Annotated in this window: 22 protein-coding genes; 17 read left to right on the top strand and 5 right to left on the bottom strand. The window is 62.4% G+C overall.

The genetic code is table 11. The annotated features are described in order from the left end of the window. The first annotated feature begins 29 nt into the window (after window positions 1–29). The 4 genes from moaA to KY494_RS23970 all read left to right on the top strand — a co-directional run bounded on the left by moaA (window position 30) and on the right by KY494_RS23970 (window position 5,052). Window positions 30–1,151, top strand: a complete 1,122-nt coding sequence (gene moaA, locus KY494_RS23985; protein ID WP_258194397.1) for a GTP 3',8-cyclase MoaA — start codon at window positions 30–32, stop codon at window positions 1,149–1,151. Between the two features lie 61 nt (window positions 1,152–1,212). Continuing rightward, window positions 1,213–3,060 (top strand): gephyrin-like molybdotransferase Glp, encoded by a 1,848-nt coding sequence (gene glp, locus KY494_RS23980; RefSeq protein WP_219888481.1) that lies wholly within the window; start codon window positions 1,213–1,215, stop codon window positions 3,058–3,060. After that, window positions 3,060–3,848 (top strand): hypothetical protein, encoded by a 789-nt coding sequence (locus tag KY494_RS23975; RefSeq protein ID WP_219888480.1) that lies wholly within the window; start codon window positions 3,060–3,062, stop codon window positions 3,846–3,848. The genes glp and KY494_RS23975 overlap by 1 nt, the downstream gene beginning before the upstream one ends. A gap of 298 nt (window positions 3,849–4,146) precedes the next feature. Continuing rightward, on the top strand, window positions 4,147–5,052 hold the full coding sequence (locus KY494_RS23970) for an MHFG family PEP-CTERM protein (protein ID WP_219888479.1): 906 nt from the start codon (window positions 4,147–4,149) through the stop codon (window positions 5,050–5,052). 12 nt (window positions 5,053–5,064) lie between these two features. Here KY494_RS23970 and rmuC read toward each other — a convergent pair whose 3' ends face one another. Both rmuC and KY494_RS23960 read right to left on the bottom strand, forming a co-directional pair. Beyond that, window positions 5,065–6,450, bottom strand: coding sequence for a DNA recombination protein RmuC (gene rmuC / locus KY494_RS23965; protein WP_219888478.1), 1,386 nt, complete (start codon window positions 6,448–6,450; stop codon window positions 5,065–5,067). 5 nt (window positions 6,451–6,455) lie between these two features. Then, the gene (locus tag KY494_RS23960; RefSeq protein ID WP_034754244.1) at window positions 6,456–6,851 is read right to left on the bottom strand and encodes a group II truncated hemoglobin; all 396 of its coding nucleotides are present in this window, start codon (window positions 6,849–6,851) and stop codon (window positions 6,456–6,458) included. 131 nt (window positions 6,852–6,982) lie between these two features. Between KY494_RS23960 and KY494_RS23955 the strand changes: the two genes are divergently transcribed. Genes KY494_RS23955 through KY494_RS23945 form a run of 3 tightly spaced genes read left to right on the top strand, consistent with a single transcriptional unit; the run spans window position 6,983 to window position 9,136 of the window. Then, window positions 6,983–8,251, top strand: a complete 1,269-nt coding sequence (locus KY494_RS23955) for an MFS transporter (RefSeq protein ID WP_219888477.1) — start codon at window positions 6,983–6,985, stop codon at window positions 8,249–8,251. Between the two features lie 12 nt (window positions 8,252–8,263). Continuing rightward, a complete protein-coding gene (locus KY494_RS23950; RefSeq protein WP_219888476.1) occupies window positions 8,264–8,611 on the top strand; it encodes a GIY-YIG nuclease family protein in 348 nt (115 codons plus the stop codon). 57 nt (window positions 8,612–8,668) lie between these two features. After that, the gene (locus tag KY494_RS23945) at window positions 8,669–9,136 is read left to right on the top strand and encodes a MarR family winged helix-turn-helix transcriptional regulator (protein ID WP_219135974.1); all 468 of its coding nucleotides are present in this window, start codon (window positions 8,669–8,671) and stop codon (window positions 9,134–9,136) included. A gap of 10 nt (window positions 9,137–9,146) precedes the next feature. Here the strand turns inward: KY494_RS23945 and cqsA are convergent, their stop codons facing one another. Beyond that, window positions 9,147–10,394 (bottom strand): alpha-hydroxyketone-type quorum-sensing autoinducer synthase, encoded by a 1,248-nt coding sequence (gene cqsA, locus KY494_RS23940; protein WP_219888475.1) that lies wholly within the window; start codon window positions 10,392–10,394, stop codon window positions 9,147–9,149. A gap of 197 nt (window positions 10,395–10,591) precedes the next feature. Here cqsA and KY494_RS23935 point away from each other — a divergent pair, with 197 nt between their 5' ends. Both KY494_RS23935 and KY494_RS23930 read left to right on the top strand, forming a co-directional pair. Continuing rightward, a complete protein-coding gene (locus KY494_RS23935; protein WP_258194396.1) occupies window positions 10,592–11,848 on the top strand; it encodes a HAMP domain-containing sensor histidine kinase in 1,257 nt (418 codons plus the stop codon). Between the two features lie 11 nt (window positions 11,849–11,859). Then, window positions 11,860–12,867: a response regulator gene (locus tag KY494_RS23930; RefSeq protein ID WP_219135971.1), complete on the top strand. Its 1,008-nt coding sequence runs from the start codon at window positions 11,860–11,862 to the stop codon at window positions 12,865–12,867. Here the strand turns inward: KY494_RS23930 and KY494_RS23925 are convergent. Then, a complete protein-coding gene (locus KY494_RS23925; protein ID WP_219888473.1) occupies window positions 12,864–15,395 on the bottom strand; it encodes an ABC transporter permease in 2,532 nt (843 codons plus the stop codon). The genes KY494_RS23930 and KY494_RS23925 overlap by 4 nt on opposite strands. 24 nt (window positions 15,396–15,419) lie before the next feature. Beyond that, window positions 15,420–16,451, bottom strand: a complete 1,032-nt coding sequence (locus tag KY494_RS23920; protein ID WP_219888472.1) for an adenosine deaminase — start codon at window positions 16,449–16,451, stop codon at window positions 15,420–15,422. Between the two features lie 570 nt (window positions 16,452–17,021). Here KY494_RS23920 and KY494_RS23915 point away from each other — a divergent pair. The 8 genes from KY494_RS23915 to KY494_RS23880 all read left to right on the top strand — a co-directional run bounded on the left by KY494_RS23915 (window position 17,022) and on the right by KY494_RS23880 (window position 26,342). After that, window positions 17,022–18,944: a PrkA family serine protein kinase gene (locus tag KY494_RS23915; protein ID WP_071075815.1), complete on the top strand. Its 1,923-nt coding sequence runs from the start codon at window positions 17,022–17,024 to the stop codon at window positions 18,942–18,944. Window positions 18,945–19,016: 72 nt separating this feature from the next. Next, a complete protein-coding gene (locus KY494_RS23910; protein ID WP_219888471.1) occupies window positions 19,017–20,285 on the top strand; it encodes a YeaH/YhbH family protein in 1,269 nt (422 codons plus the stop codon). Next, the gene (locus tag KY494_RS23905) at window positions 20,285–21,886 is read left to right on the top strand and encodes a SpoVR family protein (RefSeq protein ID WP_219891714.1); all 1,602 of its coding nucleotides are present in this window, start codon (window positions 20,285–20,287) and stop codon (window positions 21,884–21,886) included. The genes KY494_RS23910 and KY494_RS23905 overlap by 1 nt, the downstream gene beginning before the upstream one ends. A 538-nt stretch (window positions 21,887–22,424) precedes the next feature. Then, entirely contained in the window at window positions 22,425–23,081 is a 657-nt protein-coding gene (locus tag KY494_RS23900) for an energy transducer TonB (protein ID WP_034785244.1), read from the top strand. A gap of 86 nt (window positions 23,082–23,167) precedes the next feature. After that, window positions 23,168–24,082: a MotA/TolQ/ExbB proton channel family protein gene (locus KY494_RS23895; RefSeq protein WP_141170456.1), complete on the top strand. Its 915-nt coding sequence runs from the start codon at window positions 23,168–23,170 to the stop codon at window positions 24,080–24,082. Between the two features lie 5 nt (window positions 24,083–24,087). Continuing rightward, entirely contained in the window at window positions 24,088–24,516 is a 429-nt protein-coding gene (locus KY494_RS23890) for a biopolymer transporter ExbD (protein WP_219135965.1), read from the top strand. 104 nt (window positions 24,517–24,620) lie between these two features. Continuing rightward, window positions 24,621–25,052 (top strand): biopolymer transporter ExbD, encoded by a 432-nt coding sequence (locus tag KY494_RS23885; RefSeq protein ID WP_180977327.1) that lies wholly within the window; start codon window positions 24,621–24,623, stop codon window positions 25,050–25,052. A gap of 78 nt (window positions 25,053–25,130) precedes the next feature. After that, window positions 25,131–26,342, top strand: coding sequence for a tetratricopeptide repeat protein (locus tag KY494_RS23880; RefSeq protein WP_219135964.1), 1,212 nt, complete (start codon window positions 25,131–25,133; stop codon window positions 26,340–26,342). The last annotated feature ends 22 nt before the right edge of the window (window positions 26,343–26,364 follow it).

Raw genomic sequence — 26,364 nt, 5'->3', positions numbered from 1 at the left:
CCGATTTAACGTAAGTGGTATCACCTTTCATGGCTGACAAGATTATCTACCTCGCCGAGGCCCGCAATGGGGCCTTGGCGATCCCCGCGCGGCTGGAAAGCCCCAGCGGCAACGTGGCCGACAGCCTGGGCCGGCCCCTGCACGACTTGCGCATCTCGATTACCGACCGCTGCAATTTCCGTTGCGTGTATTGCATGCCCAAGGACGTGTTCGACAAGAACCACGTGTATCTGCCGCACACGGATTTGCTGTCGTTCGAGGAAATCACGCGCATCGCGCGTCTGTTCGTCGCGCACGGCGTGGAAAAGATCCGCCTGACGGGCGGCGAACCGCTGCTGCGAAAAAATATCGAAAAGCTCATCGCCATGCTGGCCGCGCTGCGTACGCCGTCAGGCCAGCCGCTGGACCTGACCCTGACGACCAACGGTTCACTGCTGGCCAGAAAGGCGCAGGCGCTCAAGGATGCGGGCCTGAACCGCGTCACCGTGTCGCTCGACTCGCTCGACGACGCCACCTTCAAGCGCATGAACGACGTCGATTTCGCCGTCGCCGACGTACTGCACGGCATCGACGCGGCGCACGCGGCGGGCCTGGGGCCGATCAAGATCAACATGGTCGTCAAGGCCGGCATGAACGAGCAGGAAATCGTGCCCATGGCGCGCCACTTCAAGGGCACGCCCTACATCCTGCGCTTCATCGAATACATGGACGTGGGCGCCTCGAACGGCTGGAACTTGCAGGAAGTCATCCCGTCCGCTGAAGTCGTGCGCCGCATCGGTGCACACATGCCCTTGCTGCCCATCAACCCGAACTACACGGGCGAGACGGCGGCGCGCTGGCGCTACGCCGATGGCGACGGCGAAATCGGCCTCATTTCCAGCGTCACGCAAGCGTTCTGCGCCGACTGCAGCCGCGCCCGCCTCTCGACCGAGGGCAAGCTGTACACGTGTTTGTTCGCCAGCAGCGGCCACGACTTGCGCAGCCTGCTGCGCGGCGGCCATAGCGACGCGGAAATTTCCTCGGCCGTGGCGCAACTGTGGCGCGGCCGCACCGACCGCTATTCGCAATTGCGCACCAGCCAGACGGATTTGACGGGCACCACGCTTGAGCACGGTAAAAAGAAAGTGGAAATGTCATACATCGGCGGCTGAATCGGGCGCGGCGCGCGCCCGCCGCTGCTACCATGGCGCATGCACCCACTTCCTACCTGACATGATCAACACACACGACATTACCGGCCTGATCCTGGCCGGCGGCCTCGGCACGCGCATGGGCCAGCGCGACAAGGGCATGCTGCCCCTGCATGGACAGCCCCTGGCGCGCCACGTGCTGCAGCGCCTGGCGCCGCAAGTGGGCCAGCTGGCCATCAGCGTCCACGCCGATGCCGGCGATTACGCGCGCTTCGGCCTGCCCGTGTGGCCGGACGCGCTGCCTGGCCAGCTGGGCCCGCTGGCCGGCTTGCACAGCGGCATGCAACATGCCGGCACGCCCTACCTGCTGACGGTGCCGTGCGACTCGCCCCTGCTGCCGCCCGACCTGGCGGCGCGCCTGGCCGCCGGCTTGACGCAAAACAATGCCGACCTGGCCATCGCCGTCACCGAAGAGATCGACCCGGCGACGGGATCGACGGTGCGCCGCCCGCACCCCGTCTTCTGTCTCGTCAAGGCTACCGCCCTGCCCCAGCTCGATGCGTATCTGCGCGGCGGGGAACGCCGCATGCGCACCTGGCACGGCCCCCTGAAGCTGGCCGAGGTAGTGTTCGAGGATGGCGCCGCGTTCGGCAACATCAATACGCCGGACGAGCTGGCCGCCCTGCAGGCGCAGGGATTGAGCGTGCCGATGGCGCAAGCCATCCTGGCCGACAGCGTCGCGCCCGTCGCCGATGTGGAACAACTGCCGCTGCCGCAGGCGTTCGAGCGCATCCTGGCATCCGACATCATCTCGCCCATCAGCGTGCCCGCGCACGACAATTCCGCCATGGATGGCTATGCGCTGCATGGCGCCGACCTGGACGGAAGTACCCCGTTGACTCTGGCCGTGGTCGACACCATCCTGGCCGGCCGCCCCGGCACGGTGGCCGTGCAACGCGGACAATGCGCGCGCATCATGACGGGCGCCGTCATGCCGGACGGCTGCGACAGCGTGGTGCCGCAGGAACTGGTGCGCCAGGCCAGCGCAAGCAGCATCACGCTGGCACCCGATTGCATCCGCCCCGGCGACAACCGCCGTTTCAAGGGCGAAGACTTGATGCAGGGCCAGCCAGCCTTGCTGCAGGGCAAACGCCTGGGTCCGGCCGAACTGGGTCTGCTCGCCTCGCTGGGCATCGCCACCGTGCCCGTGCGCCGCCGCCTGCGCGTGGCCTTCTTTTCCACGGGCGACGAATTGCGCTCGATCGGCGAACCGCTGGACGCGGGCTGCATCTACGACAGCAACCGCTACACCCTGCTGGGCATGCTGACCCGCCTGGGCTGCGAAGTGCTCGACATGGGCATCGTCAAGGACAATCCGCAGGCGCTGGAAGCGGCCCTGCGCGGCGCCTGCGCCTCGGCCGACGTCATCATCACCTCGGGCGGCGTGTCCAGCGGCGCGGCCGATTTTACGCGCGACATCCTCGCGCGCCTCGGTGAAGTGGCCTTCTGGCAGATCAACATGCGTCCGGGCCGCCCCATGGCCTTTGGCCGGATTGCCAGCGAAGGCGACACGGCCTTGCTGCTGGGCCTGCCCGGCAACCCCGTGGCCGTGATGGCGGCGTTTTATTTCCTCGCCCGCCCCACCCTGCTGAGCATGATGGGCGCCGATGCGGACACGGCCACCCTGCCGCTGCTGCAAGTGGCGGCGCAAGCCCCGATCCGCAAGAAACGGGGCCGCACGGAATACCAGCGCGGCATCGTCGAGCGCGGTGCGGACGGGCGCCAGCACGTGCGCGTGACGGGGGCGCAAGGCTCCGGCATCCTGCGCTCGATGACGCAAGCCAATTGCATGATCGTGCTGCATGCAGCGCAAGGCAATGTGGCCACGGGCGACCTGGTCGATATCGTGCTGTTCCATGGATTGACCTGATGAAACCTCTGCTTCTGGCGCTGGCCCTGCTGCAGGGCATGGCGGCGTACGCTGGCGAAGTCCACAGCAACGGCTACACGGTGCGCTTCGACGAGCGCATCGAAACGGCGCCGGGCGACTTGCATGGTGCCACTGTGGGCCGCATCAGCATCGTGCGCGCCGCCGATCAAGGTCCCGCGTGGCAGGAAAACACGCGCTTGCAGCCGGGCTGCGGCGCCATTGCGGCCGTCACCGTCCTCAACGACAGCTATGTGGCCCTGTGCGGCCACTTGGGCGGGCGCCATTACACGCAAAAGATCATCTTCATGCAAGGCAACTCGCCCAGCATGGCGAGCGTGGACCAGTTCGATTCGCCCAGTGCCGTGCGCGTGGAGCGCGACGGATCGCTGGCCATCGACGTCCTGCGGCGCGACCGCTTCCCTGGCGAACTGACGGGTCCGCATTACTTTCCCACTGTGTACCGCTTGCACCGCGATGACGCCACGTTCGGTTTCGTCCCCAGCTTTGATGGCGATGCCGCCGAGCGCTACTGGCAGCACTATCGCGCCACGCGCCAGGCGGCGCCAGCGGCGGACGTACTGCCGGAACTGCTGGCATCGCTGCTGGCCGCGCAGGCTGGCAAGCAGCCCATCTGCACCGAACTGGCCACGCTCGCCGCGGATCTGCAGCGTGACGGCCAGCCGCACGATGCACAAGGTGCGCGCACCGTGGTGCTCGCCTGGCTGCACAAGTTGCCGGCCATCGGCTATCCCCGCTTCGACGCACCTGCCTGCCGGGGCACTTTCTAGCGCGACAGGCGATCGGCGCTGCGGCGCCAGCTCGCTCAACATTCTTCCTCCAGCACCACCACCACGGCCCGCCCAGCGCGGGCCGCTCGCATTGCCCCCTCGCAATCAAATCACCTGCACGGCAAGCGTTCGCCTATCAAGATAAAAATATCAATTATTTCTTTAAATACCATAAAAATAAACACAACAATAATTGTAATTATTTTATTTATTTGTTGATACTACAGTTTTTTCGGTGATAACATCCGAACTCGCATAAAAATTCAATTTTGATATTGTTTTCACGAGGAAACTAAAAATGAGACACCATTCATGGATCGCGGCCGCCAGCATGCTGGGAACGGCTTGCCTGCTTGGCATGTTGTCCCTGGCGCCACTGCCCGCCTATGCCAAAGGGGCACCACGGGCCGACGTGCTGGAGCATTGCAGCTGGAACCGCCCGGGCGCCGACCCGTTCATGGGAGATGTCGTTGCCGCAGTGGACAGGTACCCGGACATCGCGCCGCAGGTGCGCGAAGAATTGAAGGCGCGCATGCGCGCGCGCCAGTACGATGAAATCGTCGTCATCAGCCGCGACGCCATCCGCGGCAAGGGCAATTACGATGCGCGCATCAGCGACATGCATTTCGGGCCGGGCCGCGTCTGCCGCAATGTCACGCGCTCAGGCTGGAGCGAGCAGATGCAGGAAAGGGGGCTCGTGTACTGCGTGCAGAGCGTTTGCATCCTCGTGCCCACCGTGTGCCGCAATGTCAGCCGCATCACGCGGGCGGCGGCCGGGCCGCGCGGCGCGGCACCGGGTGGGGCCGCACCGGGTGCCGCGCCCGCCGATGCCGCACCTGCCGCACCATCGGCGGGCGTGCCCGTCATCGAACACTCCGGCTCCGCGCATGGCGGCTCGTTTACGGGCGGGCTGCCGCCGGCCGTGGTGGCCGGCCTGCCCGTGCTGGTCTCCGACATCGTGCGCACCGGCAGCGACACGCTGCTGCCGTCGGGCATCGGCGGTGGGAGCAACGGCGGCGGACCACCGCCGCGCGGCAGCAGCGTCATCGACTCCTTGGTGCCGAGCATCATCCTGCCCTCGCTGCCGCCCACCGACCTGTCCGTCCTGCCGGCCGTGCCGGAACCGCAGACCTGGGCCATGCTGCTGGCGGGATTGGCGCTGCTGGCCTGCGCCACGCTGCGCCGCCGGCCAGCGGCGACCTGAACGCCGAGGGCGCTATTCGCCGTCGGCCTCGGCGGACAGCCCCGCGTCCGCCGCGCCCAGCAGCAAGGCGGCCGCCTCGCCCGGCAAGGCTTCCACGGATTTCAGTTTGCGCGCCATCTGCCGGCTGCGCACTTCCGCGCTTTCGATATTTTTCGCCGCCTTTTCCAGGGTCAGCCGGGTTTGCGACAGCACATCGCCGAACTTGCCGAATTCCGTCTTGACGGCGCCCAGCACTTGCCACACTTCCGACGAGCGTTTTTCCAGCGCCAGGGTGCGGAAACCCATCTGCAGGCTGTTGAGCAAGGCCGTCAGCGTGGATGGCCCGGCAATGCTGACCCTGTGTACGCGCTGCAATTCGTCGGCCAAGCCCGGGCGGCGCAGCACTTCCGCATACAAGCCTTCCGTGGGCAGGAACAAAATGGCGAAATCCGTGGTCTGCGGCGGCGCCAGGTATTTCTCGGCGATGGTTTTCGCCTCGCCCCGCACGGCCCGTTCCAGCTCGCGGCCGGCCACGGCCACACCGTCCGCATCGGCCCGCTCGGCCGCGTCCACCAGGCGCTCGTACTGTTCCTTGGGGAACTTCGCATCGATCGGCATCCACACGGGCGGACCGCCGTCGACCATGCCCGGCAGTTTCAGCGCGAATTCCACGCGCGCGCCGCTGCCCGGCAGCGTTTCCACGTTCTTCGCGTACTGGTCGACAGTGAGTACCTGCTCCAGCAGCATTTCCAACTGCACTTCGCCCCACGTTCCCCGTGTCTTGACGTTGGTGAGCACCCGCTTCAGATCGCCCACGCCCAGCGCCAGCTGCTGCATTTCACCGAGACCCTGGTGGACTTTTTCCAGCCGCTCCGACACTTGCTGGAACGACGCACTAAGGCGCGTTTCCAAGGTGGCGTGCAGTTTCTCATCGACCGTCTTGCGCATCTCTTCCAGGCGCGCGCCGTTATCGGCCTGCAAGTCGCGGATCTTGTTTTCCAGGGTGGCGCGCACTTCCAGCATGCGCTGCGCATTCGATTCCGTCAGCTGCGCCAGCGTTTGATTGGTGCTGTCGGCAAAACGCGCCAGGCTTTGCGCCTGTTCCTCGCGCCCGACTTTCCCCTGCGCTTGCATCTGCGTGCGCAGGCTGTCGAGCTGTTGCAAGGTTGCCGCCTGGAATTGCGCCAGGCCGGCCGCCAAGTCTTGCCGCGTCGCTTGCGCCGACGCCTGCAGCTGCAGCCGCACTTCGCGTTCGACCCGGTCGATGCGTTCCAGGCTTTGCTGCTGGTGCTGCTGCACCAGCGCCAGCGTGGTGGCGCCATCGCCGGCCGCGCCACGCGGGCGCAGCAGCAGCAAAATCAACAGGACGATGGCGACGATGGCGACGCCCAGCAGGCTGTAAAACTCGATTGGACTCATGGGTGTCAGTCAGGTTTGTTGCGCATCCAGTCCGCCGTCTGATAGAACGATTCCATCAGGCGCACGCGCAGGGACTCTTCGATGCCCGTGTCTTCCATGGCCCAGGCCATGGCGCGCAGCCACTGGTCGCGCTCGCTGGTACCGATGGCGTAAGGCAAGTGGCGCGCGCGCAGGCGCGGGTGGCCGAATTTCTCGATATACAAATCCGGCCCGCCCATCCAGCCCGTCAGGAAAAAATACAGCTTGTCGCGCGAACCGTCCGTCGATGGCGGATGCATGACGCGGATGCCGGCAAATTCCGGTTCCAGTTCCATCAAGTCATAAAAACGGTCGACCATTTCACGCAGCACAGGGGCGCCGCCGATGGTCTCGTACAGGGTGGGGGCAGTGGTATCAGTCATGGCCGCCATGATAGCGCAAGCGCCGGCGGCCCACGCGGCGCCCGCTGTCGCTGCCACAATAAATGGCAATATACTTGACTACTCAAGCTTGCATCAACTACCATGCAATCTTTAAACCAGAACTGATAACCATGTCGACCACCGCAGAATCCCCTTTGCTACGCAATAGCAACTTCCGCTGGCTGCTGGGCGGCGGCCTCGTTTCCATGCTGGGCGACCAGTTCAGCATGCTGGCCCTGCCGTGGCTGGTGCTGAGCCTGACGGGCGATAGCCTCAGCCTGGGCATCGCCGTGGCCCTGATGGGCGCCCCGCGCGCCGTACTCATCTTGCTGGGCGGCACCGTCGCCGACCGTTACTCGCCCCGGCGCGTGTTGCTGCTGAGCAAATATGCGAACGCGGTCATCCTGCTGGCGCTGGCCGGGCTGCTGATGCTGGACCAGGTCAGCCTGGCACTCGCGTATGCGGCCGCGCTGGCGCTGGGCATCGCGTCCGCCTTTGGCATCCCGGCCGGCACGGCCATCCTGCCGCAAGCCGTGCCGCCGCAATCGCTGCAGAACGCCAACGGCTTGCAGATGGGCACGCGCCAGTTGTCGCTGCTGGCCGGCCCTTTGCTGGCGGCGCTGGTGCTGGGTGCCCACGCTGGCGCGCAGAAAACCCCCATGGCGGCGCTGGCCGCCGCCTTTGCCATCGATGCGCTGACGTTTGTGTTCTCCGCCTGGACCTTGCGCCAAGTCAAGCTGCGACCGCTGGCAGCGGCGGCCGCGACGCAAGGCATGTGGCGCGACATGGCGGCGGGCCTGGCCTTGGTGTGGCGCGACCTGCCCCTGCGCAGCTGCTATGCCTACTGGGCGGTGGTGGCCTTCTTCGTCATGGGGCCGCTGCAAGTGGCCCTGCCCGTGCTGGCCAGCGAACGCCTGCACGGCGCCGCGGCGCTGGGCTTGCTGATGGGCGCGCACGGCGCCGGCACCCTGGCCGGCATGCTGGCCTCCAGCCTGGGCGGCGCCTGGCTGCGCCGCCATTTCGGCGCCACCCTGCTGCTGGTCGATGCCGTCGTGGCTTGCCTGCTGATGGCGCTGGGACAAATCAGCACGGCCTGGCAAGGCGCGGCCCTGCTGGCCGTCACGGGGCTGCTGGGCGGCTACTTGCAGGTGGCCATCTTTACGTGGATACAGCGGCGCGTGGCGCCCGCCATGCTGGGACGGGCGATGGCGCTGTTCATGGGCATCTTCCTGGGCCTCGCGCCGCTGTCGGCGGCCGCCACGGGCGCGCTGCTGCGCCACCTGAGCGTGGGCGAGCTGTTCTGCGGCGGCGGCGCCCTGCTGCTGGCGGCCGCCGTGGCCGCCGCCCTGTGGACGGACATCCCGCACATCGCGGGCAACCCTTCCGTATCTTCACCTTGAGAAAGTTCCACCATGGATAAAACACGACAAGCGGCCCTGAAAACGGCCGACCGGCAACAAGCGCCAGCGCTGGGCATCATCGCGCTGTGCCACGTGCCCAGCGGGCGCACCCTGCTCGAACGCAGCCGCAACGCGCCGGGCGCGCTGAACCGCCACCGCTTCGAACTCAAGCTGGGCACGCACCGCAACGCCCGCCTGCAGGCGGACTGGCGGCGCGACGGGGAAGCGGCCTTCCACTTCGAGCTGCTCGACGCCGTCAAGGTGCCCGACGACCCCGCCTTCGATGCGGAGGCCGAGCTCGATGCCCTGCTGGCGCTGCACCAGGAGCAACTGCAGGAGCGGGGGCAAGCACTGTATTGAACAGTATTGCTTTACACTTGCGCACTCAAGCACTGCGCAGCCAACATAAAGAAAACCATGACCGATCACACTTCCCCGTCGCCGGACGGTGCCAGCGCGCTGGACTTTTGCCTGCGCCTGGCGCGCGCCCAGGCGCTCATCGTGCGCCGCTTCGACAGCATCCTGGGCAATCTGCACGGCCTGAGCTTTGGCGATTATCAATTGCTGTACCACTTGCAGCGCGCGCCCGGTGGCCGCCTGCGCCGCATCGACCTGGCCGAGCGCCTGGCGCTGACGGCGTCCGGCATCACGCGCTCGCTGATACCGCTGGAAAAAATCGGCCTGGTGGCGCGCCAGGCCGATGCGCGCGATGCCCGCGTCGGCTATGCCGTCATCACCGAGGCGGGGCAAGCCCTGCTGATCCACGCCGATGCGACGGCGCAGGCGCTGGGCCAGGAATTGCTGGGCAGCGCCAGCGCGGAGCAGCTGGCGCCGCTGTCCATGCTGCTGGGCGGCATCGCCGGCAGCCAGCCCGGCAACGGCTGACGCGCTCCCCTCATACCAGCGCCAGCCTGCGCAGGCGCCGCGTCGACGGCCACTGCTCCACGCCCGTCTCGTCGCGGATGGCGGCGCAGGCGGCCAGCAGCCTGGCGATGTCTGCGTCGTCGAGGGCGGAATTGAGGGTCAGGCGCACGAGGGCGCGGTTCTTCGCCGTGGCCGGCGCGCAGAACATGGCGCCGTAGATGCCGTGCCGTTCCAGCGCCTGGCGCAGGGCCAGGGTGGCCGGTTCGCCGCCCGCCTCCAGCGCCACGATCTGCTCCGTGCCGTCGCTGACGTTGTAGCCGAGCTCGCGCAAACCCTCGCGCACCTGCAGCGTGTGGCGCCGCAAGGCGGCGCGGCGCCCGTCGGCGGCCATGATGAAATCGAGCGCCGCCCCCAGCCAGGCCAGTTCATGCGCCAGCAGGCAGGAACTGAAGATGGCGGGGCGCGATTCGGACAAGAAATATCCCTTGAAGCGGCTGGAACAGCTGATGAAGCCGGCACGCCCGGCAAACGCCTTGGCCAGCGAAGCCGTGCGGAAATGCACGCGGTGTCCCAGTCCCCATTCCTCCACCAGGCCCGCGCCCTGCGGGCCGTGCGTGCCCAGCGAATGCGACTCGTCGACCACCACCACGCAATCGCTGCGTTCGGCGATGTCCAGCAATTCCAGCAGGGGCGCCAGGCTGCCGTTGGTGCTGTACAGGGCATCGACGACGATCACGCCGCGGCCATGCTTTTCTACCTGCCGCCGCAAATGCGTCATGTCGTTGTGCAAAAAGGCGACGGCCTGGGCCTGGGCCGACAGCACGCCTTCCCACAGCGACGCATGGGCCTGCATATCGAGGTAGACGGGAATGCCGGGGCCGGCAATACACTGCAGCAAGCCGACGTTAGCCGCCATGCCGGACTGCGCCAGGATGCCATCCTCGCAGCCCATGAAGCGGGCCAGCCGGCTTTCCAGCCGGTGCTGCTCGCTGCCTTCCTGCAAATACACGGCCGACATCAGCATGCCGCCCGCGTTCGCCTGCAGGGATGCCACCTGGGCCGCCACCAGTGCCGGTTCGGCGGCGATGGACAGGTAATCATTACCTGCCAGAAAAATGGCATCGACCGGCGTGGGCTGCCAGGCATGCGGATGCTGGCCGCCCAGCAATTGCTCGATGCGCGTGACATGATGCGCATCCATGCGCCGCACGATGTAATCGGGCAGGCAGTGTTCGGCGCGGGCAAACGACGGGGCGTGAAGGCTGGTCATAATGGTCATAAGTTTTCTCCTGGGGAAATGTTTGCTGCAGATTAAAACCTTGACCGTGTTGCCAACCCATCCATTGACGTATATCAATGTCCAGTCAGATAGTCGTTTAACCAGGAAAAATTACGCGATGATGACGTTCTGGAAAGCATCAAGGCAGAGTCATGACGCAGCAATGGCAAGGACGATGGACATACTGGCGGCAACGCGTGCGCCAGACACTGCTCCATTCGCTGCTGCATGAGCGCGCACCGCATGAGCACCTGGCCACCCGGGTTGCCATGCTGGCCGCCGTGGGCACGGTGGCCATGCCGCTGTACTACCTGCTGTGGCAGTTTTTTTTCCCGCAAGCCTATGAAAACCTGACCCTGCGCCTGACGGGCGTGGGCATCTGCGTGGCCGGCCTGTTCGCGCGCCGCTTTTCGGCCCGCTGGCTGTCGCGCTACCTGCTGTTCGCCCTCAGCTACATCCTGCCGTTCTTCTTTACCTTCATGTTCGTGATGAACCATGCGTCGTCCATCTGGAGCGAATCGCTGCTGATCGGCCTGGTGGTGCTGTTTCATTTCGAGACAAAACTGGCGTGCCGCGCCTACCTGATCGGCACGGGCGCCGCCTGCCTGGCCGTCATCGTGCAGGGCGAAGGCGGCTTCCTGCTGCAGCGCGCAGTGCTGCAGCAGCTGCCCGTGCACTGGTTTACCATCGCCGCGCTGTCCGTCGTGAAAGTGGGCGGCAAGGTGCTGGAACAGGAGCGGCTGGCGGGTCTGGCCGCCGGGCTCGGTTCCGTGGCGCACGAACTGCGCACGCCGCTGACCAGCGTGGAGGCGAACGTGCGCGGCATGCGCCGCCTGCTGCCGCAGCTGGCGGGCGAAGCCGAGGCCATGTCGCCGCTGCAGGAAGCGCTGTCGCGCATCCAGTTCGAGGTGCGCCACATGCAGCACATGATCGACCTGTTCCTCCTGAGCGCCAGCGCCGTCAACCGCAACCTGGAACCGAGCCAGACGCTGTCGATGCTGAACATGGTGAATTCCGTGCTCAAGCGCTATCCGTTTACCGGCAACAAGCAGCGCGCCAGCGTCACAGTGGACGTGCGCGCCGACTTCCAGTTCGCGGGACAGGACGAACTGTGCGTGGTGATCCTGCTGAACCTGCTGCGCAATGCCTTGAAAAGCATCCACCGCGCCGGCAAGGGCCGCGTGCGCATCATCATCGACGGCGCCCGCCCCGTGCCCAGGCTGCTGTTCATCGACACGGGCTGCGGCATCGCGCGCAACCGCCTGCCGCTGATCTTCGAGCGTTTTTATTCGTATCCCGTGCACAACGGCAGCGGCATCGGCCTGGCCCTGTGCCGGCAGATCGCCCACGCCTGGCAGGCGCGCATCCGCTGCGTCTCGCGCGAGCATGCGTATGCGATCTTCATCCTGGAATTTCCCCAGCCCGTGCCTGCCCGCTTCCAACCCACTTCCTAGCAAGGTGACGCATGCAACTGCCCGTCTACACCCATCCGACCCTCACCGTGCTGATCGATGACAGCGATTCCTTTCTGAAAAGCATGGCTTTCCAGCTCGATCCCGCGCTGGCGCGCAAGACCTTCCACGACACGAGCACCGCGCTGCGCTGGCTGCAGCAAACGCACCAGAGTGAAGCCATGCCCCTGCATGTGAATTTCGACCTGCACAGCACGGCGCCCAACGACTGCAATGTCGCCATCGACATCGAGCGCATCTGGCGCATCAGCGGCCAGCCCCAGCGCTTTGCCGTGCCCTCCGTACTGGTGGTTGATTATTCGATGCCGCAGATGAATGGGCTGGAATTCTGCCAGGCCGTACGCGACTTGCCGTGCAAGAAGATTCTATTTACGGGGGCGGCCGATGAAAAAGTGGCCGTGACAGCGTTCAACCGTGGCTTGATCGACCGCTACATCAAGAAGAGCGACGACGATGCGCTCGATATCCTGGAACTGGAAATCGTTGCCCTGCAACGCGAATTCTTCCTGCAGCAATCGGACACCGTACGCGACTTGCTATTGCTGCACGACTATAGTTTTCTGCAAGACGATGCGCTGGCCGCCGTCGTGCACGAGCTGTGCCGGCGCCATGGCTTTGTCGAGTTCTATATTTTTCCGAATCCCAGCGGCATCCTGTTTTTCACGCGCGACGGCCACGCCAGGCTGATGATCATCGAGACGGAACGCAGCCTGCACACGCAGTACGAAATGGCGCGCGACAACGACGCGCCCGAATCCTTGCTGCTGGCCCTGCTGGAAATGCGCGTGATTCCGTATTTTTCCGACGCCGACAGCGATGGCATGTACGCGGCGCACATCGGCGAAAACTGGTTCCGCTACTGCGCCGCGCCCACCATCTGCCTGGGCCGCGTGACGTATTTCTGGGCCCTGTTCGACGTGCCGCCGCATCAGCTGGGCCAGCCGATTCTGTCCTACGCACAATTTTTACGCGCGCAAGCGGGCGACAGCGTGGGCGCTTAGCCTTCGCGCAAGGTTTGCAGCGGTGGATGCTTGAGCACGTTGCGCAAGCCCAGCCAGCCGCCGGCGATCGCGCACAGGGCGCCGGCCAGCAAGCCGAACGCCCACACGCCCGGCGCGAAGCTCCAGGCGAACTTGAACTGGTACGTGGCCAGGGCCCAGCCCATGGCCGCCGCACCCGTCGCCGCCAGCAAGCCGGCCAGCGCGCCGACGAGCGAAAATTCGATCAGCTGCGCCTGCGCCAGCTGGCGCCGCGTGGCGCCCAGCGCGCGCAGCAGGCCCGCTTCGCGCGTGCGCTCGTCCTGCGAGCCCATCAAGGCCGCATACAGCACCAGCAAGCCCGAGGCCAAAGTGAAGGCAAAGAGGAATTCGACGGCCGTGACCACCTGGTCCAGCACGCCCTGTATCTGTTTCAGCACGCCGCCCACGTCGACCACCGTCAAATTCGGGTAGTCGCGCAGCAAGGCGTTGCCCAGGTCCGCCTGCGCGGGCGGCAGGTGAAACGCCGTGATCCACGTCTGCGGCGTGTCCGCCATGGCGGCCGGATTGATGATGACAAAGAAATTGACGCGCATCGAGCCCCATTCCAGCTTGCGCAAACTGGTAATGGCCGCTTCGACGGGTTGGCCGGCGATGTCGAAGCGCAACTTGTCGCCCAGTTTCAGCTTCAATGTCTTGGCGATGCCCTCTTCCACCGACGCCTCAGCCGGCGCACCGGGCGCATTGCTGAACCACTTGCCGGCCACCAGCTTGTTTTCTTCCTGCATGGTCGCCATCGTCGACAGGTTGAATTCGCGGTCGGCCAGGCCCTTGGCGCGGTCATCCTCGTAGGTGCTTTCCGTGATGGCATTGCCATTCACGGCCACCAGACGCCCTCGTATCATCGGATACAGCGGCGCATTGGCCACGCCGGCCTGGGCCAGGCGCGCGGCGATCGGGTCTTTTTGCTCGGGCAGGATATTGATCATGAAGCGGTTCGGCGCATCGGGCGGCGTGGCATTGCGCCAGGCCACCATCAAGTCGCCGCGCACCACCGTCAGCAGCAGCAAGGCCATCAGGCCCAGCGCCAGCGATACCACCTGGATGACGGTGGCGCCCGGACGGCGCTGCAGGGACGTGACGGCAAAGCGCCAGCCCTGGTGATTGAAGGCGCCGCGCAGGGTTTTCAGCGAGCGGATGCCCAGCCAGCCGGCCAGGCCGAACAGGGCGAAGCCGCCCAGGAAACCGGCCGCCGTCAGCAGCGCCAGTTTCACGTCGCCCGCCTGCCACAGCAGCAGCACGACGAAGGCGGCGATGCCGAGGCCATACGTGGCCAGGGCCAGCGCCTGCGGCGGCTCCTGTTCGCGGCGGATCACGCGGTTGTGCGGCACATTGCGTAACTGCAAAATCGGCGGCAGGGCAAAGCCCAGCAACAGCAGCATGCCGGTGGCCACGCCCTGCAGCGCGGGCAGCACAGAGACGGGCGGCAAGTCGCTCTGCACCAGCTTGCCCAGCAACTCCAGCAGCACCAGGTGGCCGCCGAAGCCCACCATCACGCCGATCAGGCTGCCCACCAGGCCGACCAGTAAAAATTCGATCACGTACATGGCCGTCACCTGGTTTTGCGTCAAGCCCAGGCAGCGCAGCATGGCGCAGGCATCGAGGTGCCGCAGCATGAAGCGGCGCGCCGCCATCGCCACGGCGACGGCCGCCAGCATGGCCGACAGCAAGCCGACGAGGGACAGAAAACGGTCGGCGCGATCCAGGGTCGATTGCATCTGCGGGCTGCCCGATTCCAGCGATTCAATGCGCACGCCTTTTATTGATTGCGCCTTGATCTGGCTTTCCAGCCAGGCTTGATATTGCGCAAGCTCGGCCGCCTTGGCGGGCGGTGCCGACAGCAGCAGCCGGTACGACACGCGCGAACCGTTCTGCACCAGCGCCGTGGCGGCCAGGTCGCTCAAGGGCAACATCACGCGCGGGGCGAAGTTGAGGAAGGAGGCGCCGCGGTCCGGCTCGCTGGCGATCAGTTGCGTGACGCTAAATGCCTTGTCGCCCAAGGTCAGTGTGTCGCCCAGCTTCGCGTTCAGGCTGGACAGAATCGCCGCGTCGACCCACACGGTGCCCGGCGCCGGTACCTGGCTGGTCGGCTGGCCCACGGCATCCTGCGCTTCGCTCGGTTTGGTCGTGATTTTCAGCTTGCCCCGCTGCGGGTAGCCCGGTGACACAGCCTTGATGGACGCCAGTTGCGAGGTCGATTGCTCGCCTTCGCCCGCCTGCGCCATGCTGGGAAACGTCACCGTGTCGGCCAGGATAAAACCGCGCTTGACGGCTTCGGCGCGCCAGACCGCATTGACGGGCTGGTCGGCGCTGATGACCAGGTCGGCCCCCAGCAACTGGTGCGCGTCGCGGTTCAGGCCCGCGCGCAAACGGTCGACGAAAAAGCCCACGGCCGACAGGGCCGCCACGGCGACGATCAGCGCGACGAGCAGGAAACGCAGTTGCCCGGCGCGCCAGTCGCGGCCGGTCATTTTCAGGGAGAGGCGGAACATGGGCGGCGGGTCTTTATGCAGATTTTATTGCGCGATGCCGTGGGCGGCCGCGTGTTGGGCGAAATACGCATCGACGGTAGCGAGAAACGCGTCTTTTTGCGCCTGCGGCAGGAAGGCGGCAATAAAACCGTTGCGCGCCAGGCGTTGCGCGTGGGACAGGCCCAGCGGCAGCGCATCGAAAATGGCGTCGAAGTTGTCGTTCATGTAGCCGCCGAAATACGCGGGATCGTCGGAATTGACAGTCACGAGCAGACCCCCGTCGAGCAGTTGCACCAGGTTATGGTCATGCATCTGGTCGAACACGCGCAGCTTGGTGTTCGACAGCGGGCAGACGGTGAGCGCGATCTGTTCGCGCGCCAGGCGGGCCGTCAGTTCCGCGTCTTCCAGGCAGCGCACGCCATGGTCGATGCGCTCGACTTTCAAGTCGTCGAGCGCCGTGCGGATGTAGGCTGGCGGACCTTCCTCGCCCGCGTGGGCCACCAGGTGCAGGCCCAGCTCGCGGCAGCGGGCAAACACGCGCGAGAATTTCTCGGGCGGATTGCCCACTTCCGAGGAATCGAGGCCGATGCCGATGAATTTGTCGCGGTGCGGCAGCGCGTCTTCCAGGGTCTCGAACGCTTCTTCCTCGCTCAGGTGGCGCAGGAAGCACAGGATCAGGGCCGCGCTGACGGGGCTGTCCTGGCAGGCGCGGTGGATGCCGTTGATCACATCGGCGATGGCCACGCCGCGCGCCGTGTGCGTTTGCGGGTCGAAGAAGATTTCCGTGTGCAGCACGTTATCGGCTTCGGCGCGGCGCAGATAGGCTTGCGTCATGTCATAGAAATCCTGCTCTTTCAAGAGCACGCTTGCGCCAGCGTAATAAATGTCGAGAAAAGACTGCAAATCTGTAAAAGCATAGGCGCTGCGCAAGTGTTCTACCGATTCATAGCCCAGCGGCACGCCATTGCGCTCGGCCAGTGCGAAAATCAGTTCTGGCTCCAGCGAGCCTTCGATATGGATATGCAACTCGGCCTTCGGCATGCCGCGGACGATCGCGCGCAATTGGGGGTTCATCATGGGGGTTCCTCATAGGGTGACAATAACAATGCTGGCTCGCGCACGCGCACGCACAGGGCCATCAGACATGCAGGCATCTTAGCGCAAGATGGCCGGCCGCACCGGCGAGCGGCCGCCATGGCGCCGGCAACGGCAGCGCCATGACCGGCACCGGCACGCGCTGGCGAATTGTCGTATGATGGTTTAAAAGGTACAAAAAGGTTCCTTGAAATTGCTGAAAAATTTGATGATTTATCCAATTAAATCAACAATTTACAAACAAGTATTAAGGATATGCTGACATATCTTTTGACTTCCTGATCCTTTAGAGCAATAATAAATTTCATGGGGTAATGGTAGGTGCAACAAGCGCTATCAACAGTGAAAAAAAGCCGGCTGGCCACGTCAGCGCACGGCATCAAGCGCCAGTTTTTTGGTCCGGGCAATCCGGACTCGCAAAGACAGCCGGGCTTGAAACAACAATAAAAATCGGTACGGGGTACAGGAAAAATTCAGACGGCAAGCCCAGGCGAGTGCCAGGCGGGCGGCCATGGTGACTGGCAGTTCAGGTTTACATTAAAGGACATTGACATGACCATTTTTGATAACTATGCAGCACGCTACGAGCGCACCCGCGAAGAGGAAATGTCGCTCACCGAATACCTGGCCCTGTGCAAGAAGGACAAGCTGACGTATGCCAGCGCGCCCGAACGCATGCTGGCCGCCATCGGCGAGCCGCAACTGGTCGACACGCGCAACGATACGCGTTTGTCGCGCATCTTCGCCAACAAGGTCATCAAGATCTATCCCGCCTTCCGCGAGTTCTACGGCACCGAGGAAGTCATCGAGCAAGTCGTCTCCTACTTCCGCCACGCGGCGCAAGGCCTGGAAGAACGCAAGCAGATCCTGTATCTGCTGGGGCCTGTCGGCGGCGGCAAGTCGTCGATCGCGGAAAAACTCAAGTCGCTGATGGAACACGTGCCCTTCTATTGCCTGAAAGGCTCGCCCGTCAACGAATCGCCGCTGGGCCTGTTCAACGAGCAAGAGGACGGCACCATCCTGGAAGAGGATTACGGCATCCCGCGCCGCTACCTGCGCAACATCCCCAGCCCGTGGGCCGTGAAACGCCTGCATGAATACAATGGCGACATCAACCAGTTCCGCGTCGTCAAGCGCTACCCGTCCGTGCTGAAACAGATCGCCATCTCGAAAACGGAGCCGGGCGACGAGAACAACCAGGATATTTCCTCACTGGTGGGCAAGGTCGACATCCGCAAGCTGGAGGACTATGCGCAGGACGACCCGGACGCCTACAGCTATTCGGGCGGCCTGTGCCTGGCCAACCAGGGCTTGATGGAATTCGTGGAAATGTTCAAGGCGCCGATCAAGGTCTTGCATCCGCTGCTGACGGCCACGCAGGAAGGCAACTACAAGGGCACGGAAGGCTTCGGCGCGATTCCGTTCGACGGCATCATCCTGGCCCACTCGAACGAGTCGGAATGGAAGACCTTCAAGAACAACCGCAACAACGAGGCCTTCCTTGACCGTATCTATATCGTCAAGGTGCCGTATTGCCTGCGCGTGACCGATGAAATCAAGATCTACGACAAACTGGTGGCCAATTCCTCGCTCGTCAAGGCCCCGTGTGCGCCCGGCACCCTGCGCATGATGGCGCAGTTCGCCATCCTGTCACGGCTGAAAGACCCGGAAAACTCCAGCATTTTCTCGAAAATGCTCGTCTACGATGGCGAAAACCTCAAGGATACGGACCCGAAAGCCAAGTCCATGCACGAATACGTCGATTACGCGGGCGTGGACGAGGGCATGAACGGGCTGTCGACGCGCTTTGCCTTCAAGATCCTGTCAAAAGTATTCAACTTTGACAATTCCGAAGTGGCCGCCAATCCCGTGCACTTATTATATGTACTGGAACAGCAGGTCGAGCGCGAGCAGTTCGCGCCGGAACTCGAGCAGCGCTACTTCTCTTATATTAAAGAGCACCTGGCGCAGCGCTATGTGGAATTCATCGGCAAGGAGATTCAGACGGCTTACCTGGAAAGCTATTCGGAATACGGCCAGAACATCTTCGACCGCTATGTGACGTTTGCCGATTTCTGGATACAGGACCAGGAATACCGCGATCCGGACACGGGCGAAAGTTTCGATCGCGAATCGCTGAACAATGAACTGGAAAAAATCGAGAAACCGGCGGGCATTTCCAATCCGAAAGACTTCCGCAACGAAATCGTGAATTTCGGGCTGCGCGCGCGGGCCTCGAACGGCGGCAAGAATCCCGCCTGGACCAGTTATGAAAAGTTCCGCACCGTGATCGAAAAGAAAATGTTCTCGAATACGGAGGAATTGCTGCCCGTGATTTCCTTCAATGCCAAGGCCAGCGCCGACGATGCCAACAAGCACGCCGACTTCGTGGCCCGCATGGTGGAAAAAGGCTATACGGCCAAGCAGGTACGCCTGTTATGCGAATGGTACTTGCGCGTACGCAAGTCATCCTAGCGCGGACAGCGGAGGCGCGCTCCCGCCCGGCGACTGGCGGGGCGCGCAAGACGAGAGGCAAGGAGGCACCCTTTGACATACCTCATCGACAGGCGCTTGCAAAGCAAGAATAAATCCGCCGTCAACCGCGAGCGTTTCCTGCGGCGTTACAAGGGCCAGATCAAGGATGCCGTGGGGCGCGCCATCAAGGGGCGCTCGATCACGGACGTCGAGAATGGCGAAAAGGTCAGCATCCCCGTCAAGGACGTGGGCGAACCGTCGTTCGGCCACGCGCATGGCGGCGTATGGGAAGTGGTCAATCCCGGCAACAAGGAATACCTGAAAGGCGACCAGATCGCCCGGCCGAAAGGCGGCGCTGGCGGCGGCAAGGGCAAGGCGGGCAATAGCGACGAGACGACGGAAGACGATTTCATCTTCGAATTGTCGCGCGAAGAATTCATGAATTATTTCTTCGAGGACCTGGAATTGCCGCACATGGTGAAAACCCAGTTGACGGCCACCACGGAATTCAAGAACCAGCGCGCCGGCTACAATATGTCGGGCACGCCATCGAACATCCATGTGCTGCGCTCCCTGCGCGGCGCGCTGGGGCGGCGCATCGCCGTCGGCGGCGGCGCCCGCAAGCAGCTGGCGCAGGCCGAGGAACAGCTGGCCGCCCTGCTGCTCGACGGCGCCGCCGAGGACGACGTGCTGGTGCAGGAATTGCGGCAATTGATCCACCACATCCATACGCGTTTGCTGGCGATTCCCTTCATCGACCCGTTCGACTTGCGCTACAGCAACCGCATCAAAGTGCCCAAGCCGATGACGCAAGCCGTCATGTTCTGCATCATGGACGTCTCCGGCTCCATGGACGAATCGCGCAAGGACACGGCCAAGCGCTTCTTCATCCTCTTGTATCTGTTCCTCAAGCGCGCCTACGACAAGATCGAGGTGGTCTTCATCCGCCACCATACGGCGGCGGCGGAAGTGGACGAGCATGAATTCTTCAATTCGCGCGAGTCAGGCGGCACCGTGGTGTCGTCCGCCCTGCACTTGCTCAATACCATCATCGACGAACGCTATGGCGCCGGGCAATGGAACAGCTATGTGGCGCAGGCGTCCGACGGCGATAACTGGGACAACGATTCCGTGCTGTGCCGCCAATTGCTGATCAACACCATCCTGCCCAAGGTGCAGTACTACACCTATGTCGAGATCACCGACGGCCCGCAGCAAAACCTGTGGGAGCAATACGCGGGCGTGCTCGACCATCACGCCCATTTCGCCATGCAAAAGATCGTCACGCCGGCCGATATCTACCCGGTCTTCCGCGAACTGTTCAAGAAACAGGTGAAATGATGAGTGCAGCCTTTGACCGCGCCAGCAACACCCCGGGCGAACCGTTCGTGCGCCTGCGCCACCCGAACGCCCTGCCCGAGCAATCGGAATGGACGTTCGAACTGATCGAGCAAATCCACGAGGAAATTCGCCGTGTGGCGAAGCAGTTCGGCCTGGACACCTATCCGAACCAGCTGGAAATCATCACGGCCGAGCAGATGATGGATGCCTACACCTCGGTCGGCATGCCCGTCTCGTATAACCACTGGTCGTTCGGCAAGCATTTTCTGTCTACCGAGAAAAGCTACAAGCGGGGCCAGATGGGCCTGGCCTACGAGATCGTCATCAACTCGAACCCGTGCATCGCCTATTTAATGGAGGAAAACAGCCTGACCATGCAGTCGCTGGTGATCGCGCATGCGGCCTACGGCCACAACTCCTTTTTCAAGGGCAACTATCTGTTCCGCGCCTGGACGGATGCGGACGCCATCATCGACTATATGGTGTTTGCCAAGAATTACATCGCCGAATGCGAGCAGCGCCATGGCGTCGATGCGGTGGAATTGCTGCTCGACTCGTGCCACGCCATCCAGAACTATGGCGTGGACCGCTACAAGCGTCCGGCGAAACTGTCGATGGCGAAGGAATATGCGCGCCAGAAAGAGCGCGAAGCCTATGTGCAATCGCAGATCAACCAGCTGTGGCGTACCCTGCCCCGGCGCGAGGATGACGAGGACGAGGACGAGCAGCGCAAGGCCGCGCCCCGTTTTCCGCCCGAGCCCGAGGAAAACCTGCTGTACTTCATAGAGAAGTACGCGCCGCTGCTGGAACCATGGCAGCGCGAGATGGTGCGCATCGTGCGCAAGATTTCCCAGTATTTCTATCCGCAGCGGCAAACCCAGGTCATGAACGAGGGCTGGGCCACTTTCTGGCATTACACGATCTTGAACCAACTGTATGACGAAGGCGTGGTGGGCGATGGCTTCATGATGGAATTCCTGAAAAGCCATACCAACGTGGTCTACCAGCCACCCATCGACAGCCCGTATTACAGCGGCATCAATCCGTATGCGCTCGGTTTTGCCATGATGAGCGACATCCGCCGCATCTGCGAGCATCCGACGGACGAAGACCGCGCCTGGTTCCCCGACATGGCCGGCAGCGACTGGCGCAAGAGCCTGGACTTCGCCATGCGCAATTTCAAGGATGAAAGCTTCATCGCCCAGTACCTGTCGCCGCGGCTGATCCGCGAATTCCACTTCTTTGCCGTGCTCGACGACGACAAGAATGAAAAACTGGCCGTTTCCGCCATCCACGACGATGCCGGCTACCGCTACGTGCGCCAGCAGCTGGCCGAGCAGTACAACCTGGGCAACCGCGAGCCGAATATCCAGGTCTGGTCCGTCAATACGCGCGACGACAGGGCGCTGACCCTGCGCCACACGCAATTCCAGCGCCGCCCGCTGAACCAGCAGGCGGCCGAAGTGCTCAAGCACGTGGCACGGCTGTGGGGCTTCGATGTCCACCTGGATACGGTCGATCCGCAAGGCATCGTCCTGGGCACCCTGAATTGCCGGCGCGAGAAGCGCAACCGGCGCGACGATGCGCCGGCACGGCCATAAGTAGATTTCTTGACAATTATTTTGGCAAGAATATAAGCGGATCCTATGCCGCCATAGGAATTCCGTATGGCCTGGCGACGTCGAAACGGCCGCCGGAAGCGTCTTTTTTGACCTGGGTGAAGTTTCTTTCGCACCTGATTGGTGCGCGCGTATGGCGAAGTGGTCTGGTTCAGAGGCAAAACATTTCCCATGGGAAATGTTTTTCTCCAAATTTAGCGGTTTCCATATTGATTATCACGAAATATAATTCCGCCATATGGGCACATCGGAGAACTTAGCAATGGTCGCCCAAAACGGCTGTCAAAAACCGATAAGACCGCCTTTTTTTATGTCCGAAAGCGTGCAAAGATGACATAAGCAAGTACGTTTTCAGGGCGCAAAAGCGCCAAAAATTTAACCGGTTTTAGGCGTTAAAAATCTGTGTAAAATAAAGAATTCGTATGTATAATTCGGCGACGTCCCGGATACGGCTGGAGCTTTGTGTCGTCATTTTGGGGTTCAGTTGCAAGACAAGAGATGGTATTTGGAGAAAGCAGGCATGAATTTTTCGAACGAGAAAAGTCCCAAGAACTACACAGGCATAACCGTCGTTGTCCTGCTGCACGTTCTCGCGGCTTACGGGATCGCGACGGGCTTGGGCAAGCGGTTGGTCACCAAAATGATGGAACCGGTTGAAACCAAGATTATCGAGGAAGTCAAACCGCCTCCACCGAAGGATCTTCCACCGCCACCACCGCCGCCAGAAATGAAAGCGCCACCGCCGCCATTCATTCCGCCAGTCGAGGTGAACGTGCAGCAGCCGCCACCACAGCAGAACGTGATTGCAAATACGACTGCCGTGAAGCCAGCCACGAATGTATTGGCACCGCCAGCGCCGCCTGCACAGCCTGCGCCAACTCCTGGACCAGCCAAATCGGTGCGTACACCGGCCGTGGTTGACTTCAGTGTCTGCGAAAAACCGGCTTATCCAAAGTCGTCGCAGCGCAACGAGGAAACCGGTGTGGTGACACTGTCGTTCCTGATCGGTGTGGACGGCAAGGTCGCTGATTCGAAGATCGTGAAGTCCAGCGGCTTCAGAGACCTGGACAAAGCTGCGGTGCAAGGTATCAGCCGCTGTACATTTAAGCCGGCAACAGTTGACGGCAAGCCGGAACAAGGCTGGCAGCAAATGCAATACGTTTGGTCGCTGGATTAAAACCCGAGACAGTTATCCCCTGTCTCACACCATGATTTCGTTGTCATTACGTTCAGCGATCTGTTATTTTTAATTTTGGAGGAAGCATGTTTAAGAATACCCGTTTGTCCGCATTTTTTGCCGCGGTTCTGTTGTCCGTCACCGCTACTACCGCTCTGGTAGCAGCTCCGGCATTCGCTGACGCGCCAGCATCGGCTGCCGCTTCGGCTCCTGCGGCAGACGCTGCACCAGCACCGGCACCAGTTGCCGCCGATGCAGCCGCTCCAGCAGCAGACGCAGCAGCTCCAGCCAAAACCGAAGAAGTGCACAACCCGTTCGGCCTGTCCGCAGTCTGGGACGGCGGCTTCGTGCCACGCGCTACCCTGATCATCCTGTCCATCATGTCGATCGGCAGCTGGTACATCATCATCACCAAGCTGCTGGATCAAATGAAGATCTTCAAGCAAGCCAAAGAAGCCGCTTCCAAATTCTGGAAAGCTCCTTCGATCGCTGCTGGTTCGGCAACCTTGAGCGAAGGCTCGCCATTCCGCTTCATCGCTGAATCGGGCACCAAGGCAACCGCGCACCATGACGGCGCCCTGCTGGAACAAATCGATCTGTCGACCTGGGTAACGATGTCGATCCAGCGCGCTTCGGACAAAGTCCAATCGCGTCTGCAAGATGGCCTGTCGTTCCTGGCAACCGTTGGTTCGACCGCACCGTTTATCGGTCTGTTCGGTACCGTCTGGGGTATTTACGGCGCGCTGACCGCTATCGGCATGACCGGTAACGCATCGATCGATAAAGTGGCAGGTCCAGTTGGTGAAGCACTGATCATGACCGCTTTCGGTCTGCTGGTCGCCGTTCCTGCCGTTCTGGGTTACAACTGGCTGGTACGTCGTAACAAATCCGCAATGGAAGACATCCGCTCGTTCAGCGCCGACGTTCACTCGGTACTGATCTCCGGCGCCATGTCGACCAGCGAAGCTGGCCGTGCTGCCGGCGCTAAAAAGATCGGATAAGAATCATGTCGATGTCCGTCGGCTCCGACAGCGGAGATGAAGATCAAGTAATGTCAGAAATCAACACGACGCCGCTCGTCGACATCATGTTGGTTTTGCTGATCATTTTCTTGATTACGAGTCCAGTTGTCCTCAAGCTGCAGAAAATCGATCTGCCGATTGAGGCCAATCAAGCCCTGCAAACCAAGCCAGAGAACGTTAACATCGTTGTTAACAAGGATGGCGATATTTACCTGGGCCAGACCAGACTGAAAGACACGAACGAACTGTTCGATTATCTTAAAGTTGAAGCAGTGAAAGTACCGCAGCCGGAAGTACACGTTCGTGGCGACCAAGAAACACGCTACGAATCGATCGGCCGGGTTATTTACACGACCCAACGTGCCGGGATCCAGAAGGTCGGCTTCATCACCGAACCACCTGACAAGGGCTGATAGCGGCTGGCAGCGGCGTCCCGGCAACAAGGGATGCCACTGCCGGAAGCTGACCGGGCGGCAGTTTCGCCCGGTGCTTCGTTGGACTTCTTAAAGGAAACACTATGAGTATGAATGTCGGTTCGGGAAGCGCAGCAGGCGCGGATCCGGAACCAATGATGGAACTGAACATGACGCCCCTCATCGACGTGATGCTGGTGCTGATTATCATGTTGATCATCACGATTCCTAAGCAAAACCACTCGGTGAACTTGAACATGCCGGTCGGCACCCCGCCGCCACCGACAACCGAACCAGTGGTCGTCACGATCGATGTCGATTTCGACGGTACGATCTTGTGGGACAATCAGGTCGTTCCTGACCGCGCTTCGCTGGAAGCCAAGCTGAGCAACGTTGCTGCGCAAGCAGACCAGCCGGAAGTGCATCTGCGTCCGAACAAGCTGGTGGAATACAAAGTCGTCGCCGGTGTGATGGCGTCGGCGCAGCGTCTGGGCGTGACCAAAATCGGTCTGGTCGGCAACGAGCAATTCCAGTAAGCTGCAGCAATCAGGTTCTCTTTACATCCGAATAGGCAGGACTTCCTGCCTATTCGCTTTTTACTGAAAGACTTTCTTATGTCCAAGTTTCGTCTCGCTCATCTCGGCCTCGTCATGGCCGCTATCGGTTTTACCGCAGCAACTCCCGTAATCGGCCTGGGCTCGCTGGCATACGCCGCGGACACCGTGCGTGCCGAAGTGGGCAAGCCACTGCAAGAAGCGCAAAAACTCGCTAGCAGCGGCAAAAACAAGGAAGCGCTGGCCAAGCTGCGCGAAGCTGACAGCGTCGGCGGCAAGACCGCCTTTGAAAGCTACCAGATCGAGCGCGTGCGCGCCTCGGCCGCCGCTGCCTCCGGCGATAACGGCACCGCCATCAAGGCTTTCGAAGCCGTCATCAATTCCGGCCGCCTGAGCGCCGCCGAAGCCCCCAAATTCACGCAAGCGCTGGCAGGCATGTACTACCGCGCCAAGGACTGGCCGAACACCATCACCTGGATCAAACGCTCGCTGAAAGACCGCGAAGATCCACAGATGCGCGAACTGCTGATCCAGACCTACTACGTCAGCGGCAACTACGCCGAAGCGGCGAAAGAACTGCAATCGCGCGGCGGCAACTCGGAAGCGAGCCTGCAAATGCTGGCCAACATCCAGTTGAAGCAAAACGACAAGGCCGGCTATGTGGCCACCCTGGAAAAACTGGCATCGAGCTATCCGAAAACCAGCTACTGGGCCGACCTGCTGAACCGCGTTTCGGGCAAACCTGGCTTCTCGCAACGCCTGAGCCTGGACGTCCAGCGCCTGCGCCTGGCCAACGGCCTGTTCACCAAGCCGTCCGAATACATGGAAATCAGCCAGCTGGCCCTGCAAGCAGGCAATCCAGGCGAAGCTTTGAGCATCATCGAGCAAGGCTACAAAAAAGGCGTGCTGGGCACCGGCGCCGACGCACCGCGTCACCAGCGCCTGAAAGACCTGGCCCTGAAAACCCAGGCCGAGCTGAAAGCCAGCGCCGCCAAGTCGGAAGCGGAATACGTCAAGAACAAGGACGCCGACAGCTTGAGCAAGCTGGGCTTCGCCCTGGTCTACGATGGCCAGGCCGACAAGGGCCTGGGCTTGATGAACGACGCCGTGAAACTGGGCACCGCCAAGTACGCGGAAGAAGCCAAGCTGCATCTGGGCATCGCCTACATGCACGCAGGCAAGAAGGCCAATGCCACGACGGCGTTCAAGGCCGTCAAGGGTACGGATGGCGCGGCTGACCTGGCCCGTTACTGGACTTTGATGAATAAATAAGTTCACGTTGAGATTGCGCTGA

The sequence above is a fragment of the Janthinobacterium sp. PAMC25594 genome (assembly GCF_019443505.1).
GTDB lineage: Bacteria > Pseudomonadota > Gammaproteobacteria > Burkholderiales > Burkholderiaceae_D > Janthinobacterium.
The sequence above is the reverse complement of the archived record's forward strand: the minus strand, read 5'-3'. Positions and strand labels throughout refer to the sequence as shown.

What these genes read in the sequence shown, in the direction of transcription:
- rmuC (WP_219888478.1), bottom strand. Translation starts at nt 6,450, where the DNA reads ATGAGTCCAATCGAGTTTTACAGCCTGCTGGGCGTCGCCATCGTCGCC.
- KY494_RS23905 (WP_219891714.1), top strand. Translation starts at nt 20,285, where the DNA reads ATGAGTGCAGCCTTTGACCGCGCCAGCAACACCCCGGGCGAACCGTTC.
- KY494_RS23970 (WP_219888479.1), top strand. Translation starts at nt 4,147, where the DNA reads ATGAGACACCATTCATGGATCGCGGCCGCCAGCATGCTGGGAACGGCT.
- KY494_RS23885 (WP_180977327.1), top strand. Translation starts at nt 24,621, where the DNA reads ATGAGTATGAATGTCGGTTCGGGAAGCGCAGCAGGCGCGGATCCGGAA.
- KY494_RS23925 (WP_219888473.1), bottom strand. Translation starts at nt 15,395, where the DNA reads ATGTTCCGCCTCTCCCTGAAAATGACCGGCCGCGACTGGCGCGCCGGG.
- KY494_RS23975 (WP_219888480.1), top strand. Translation starts at nt 3,060, where the DNA reads ATGAAACCTCTGCTTCTGGCGCTGGCCCTGCTGCAGGGCATGGCGGCG.
- KY494_RS23890 (WP_219135965.1), top strand. Translation starts at nt 24,088, where the DNA reads ATGTCGATGTCCGTCGGCTCCGACAGCGGAGATGAAGATCAAGTAATG.
- glp (WP_219888481.1), top strand. Translation starts at nt 1,213, where the DNA reads ATGATCAACACACACGACATTACCGGCCTGATCCTGGCCGGCGGCCTC.
- KY494_RS23955 (WP_219888477.1), top strand. Translation starts at nt 6,983, where the DNA reads ATGTCGACCACCGCAGAATCCCCTTTGCTACGCAATAGCAACTTCCGC.
- moaA (WP_258194397.1), top strand. Translation starts at nt 30, where the DNA reads ATGGCTGACAAGATTATCTACCTCGCCGAGGCCCGCAATGGGGCCTTG.
- KY494_RS23920 (WP_219888472.1), bottom strand. Translation starts at nt 16,451, where the DNA reads ATGATGAACCCCCAATTGCGCGCGATCGTCCGCGGCATGCCGAAGGCC.
- KY494_RS23945 (WP_219135974.1), top strand. Translation starts at nt 8,669, where the DNA reads ATGACCGATCACACTTCCCCGTCGCCGGACGGTGCCAGCGCGCTGGAC.
- KY494_RS23900 (WP_034785244.1), top strand. Translation starts at nt 22,425, where the DNA reads ATGAATTTTTCGAACGAGAAAAGTCCCAAGAACTACACAGGCATAACC.
- KY494_RS23895 (WP_141170456.1), top strand. Translation starts at nt 23,168, where the DNA reads ATGTTTAAGAATACCCGTTTGTCCGCATTTTTTGCCGCGGTTCTGTTG.
- KY494_RS23880 (WP_219135964.1), top strand. Translation starts at nt 25,131, where the DNA reads ATGTCCAAGTTTCGTCTCGCTCATCTCGGCCTCGTCATGGCCGCTATC.
- cqsA (WP_219888475.1), bottom strand. Translation starts at nt 10,394, where the DNA reads ATGACCATTATGACCAGCCTTCACGCCCCGTCGTTTGCCCGCGCCGAA.
- KY494_RS23950 (WP_219888476.1), top strand. Translation starts at nt 8,264, where the DNA reads ATGGATAAAACACGACAAGCGGCCCTGAAAACGGCCGACCGGCAACAA.
- KY494_RS23960 (WP_034754244.1), bottom strand. Translation starts at nt 6,851, where the DNA reads ATGACTGATACCACTGCCCCCACCCTGTACGAGACCATCGGCGGCGCC.
- KY494_RS23930 (WP_219135971.1), top strand. Translation starts at nt 11,860, where the DNA reads ATGCAACTGCCCGTCTACACCCATCCGACCCTCACCGTGCTGATCGAT.
- KY494_RS23915 (WP_071075815.1), top strand. Translation starts at nt 17,022, where the DNA reads ATGACCATTTTTGATAACTATGCAGCACGCTACGAGCGCACCCGCGAA.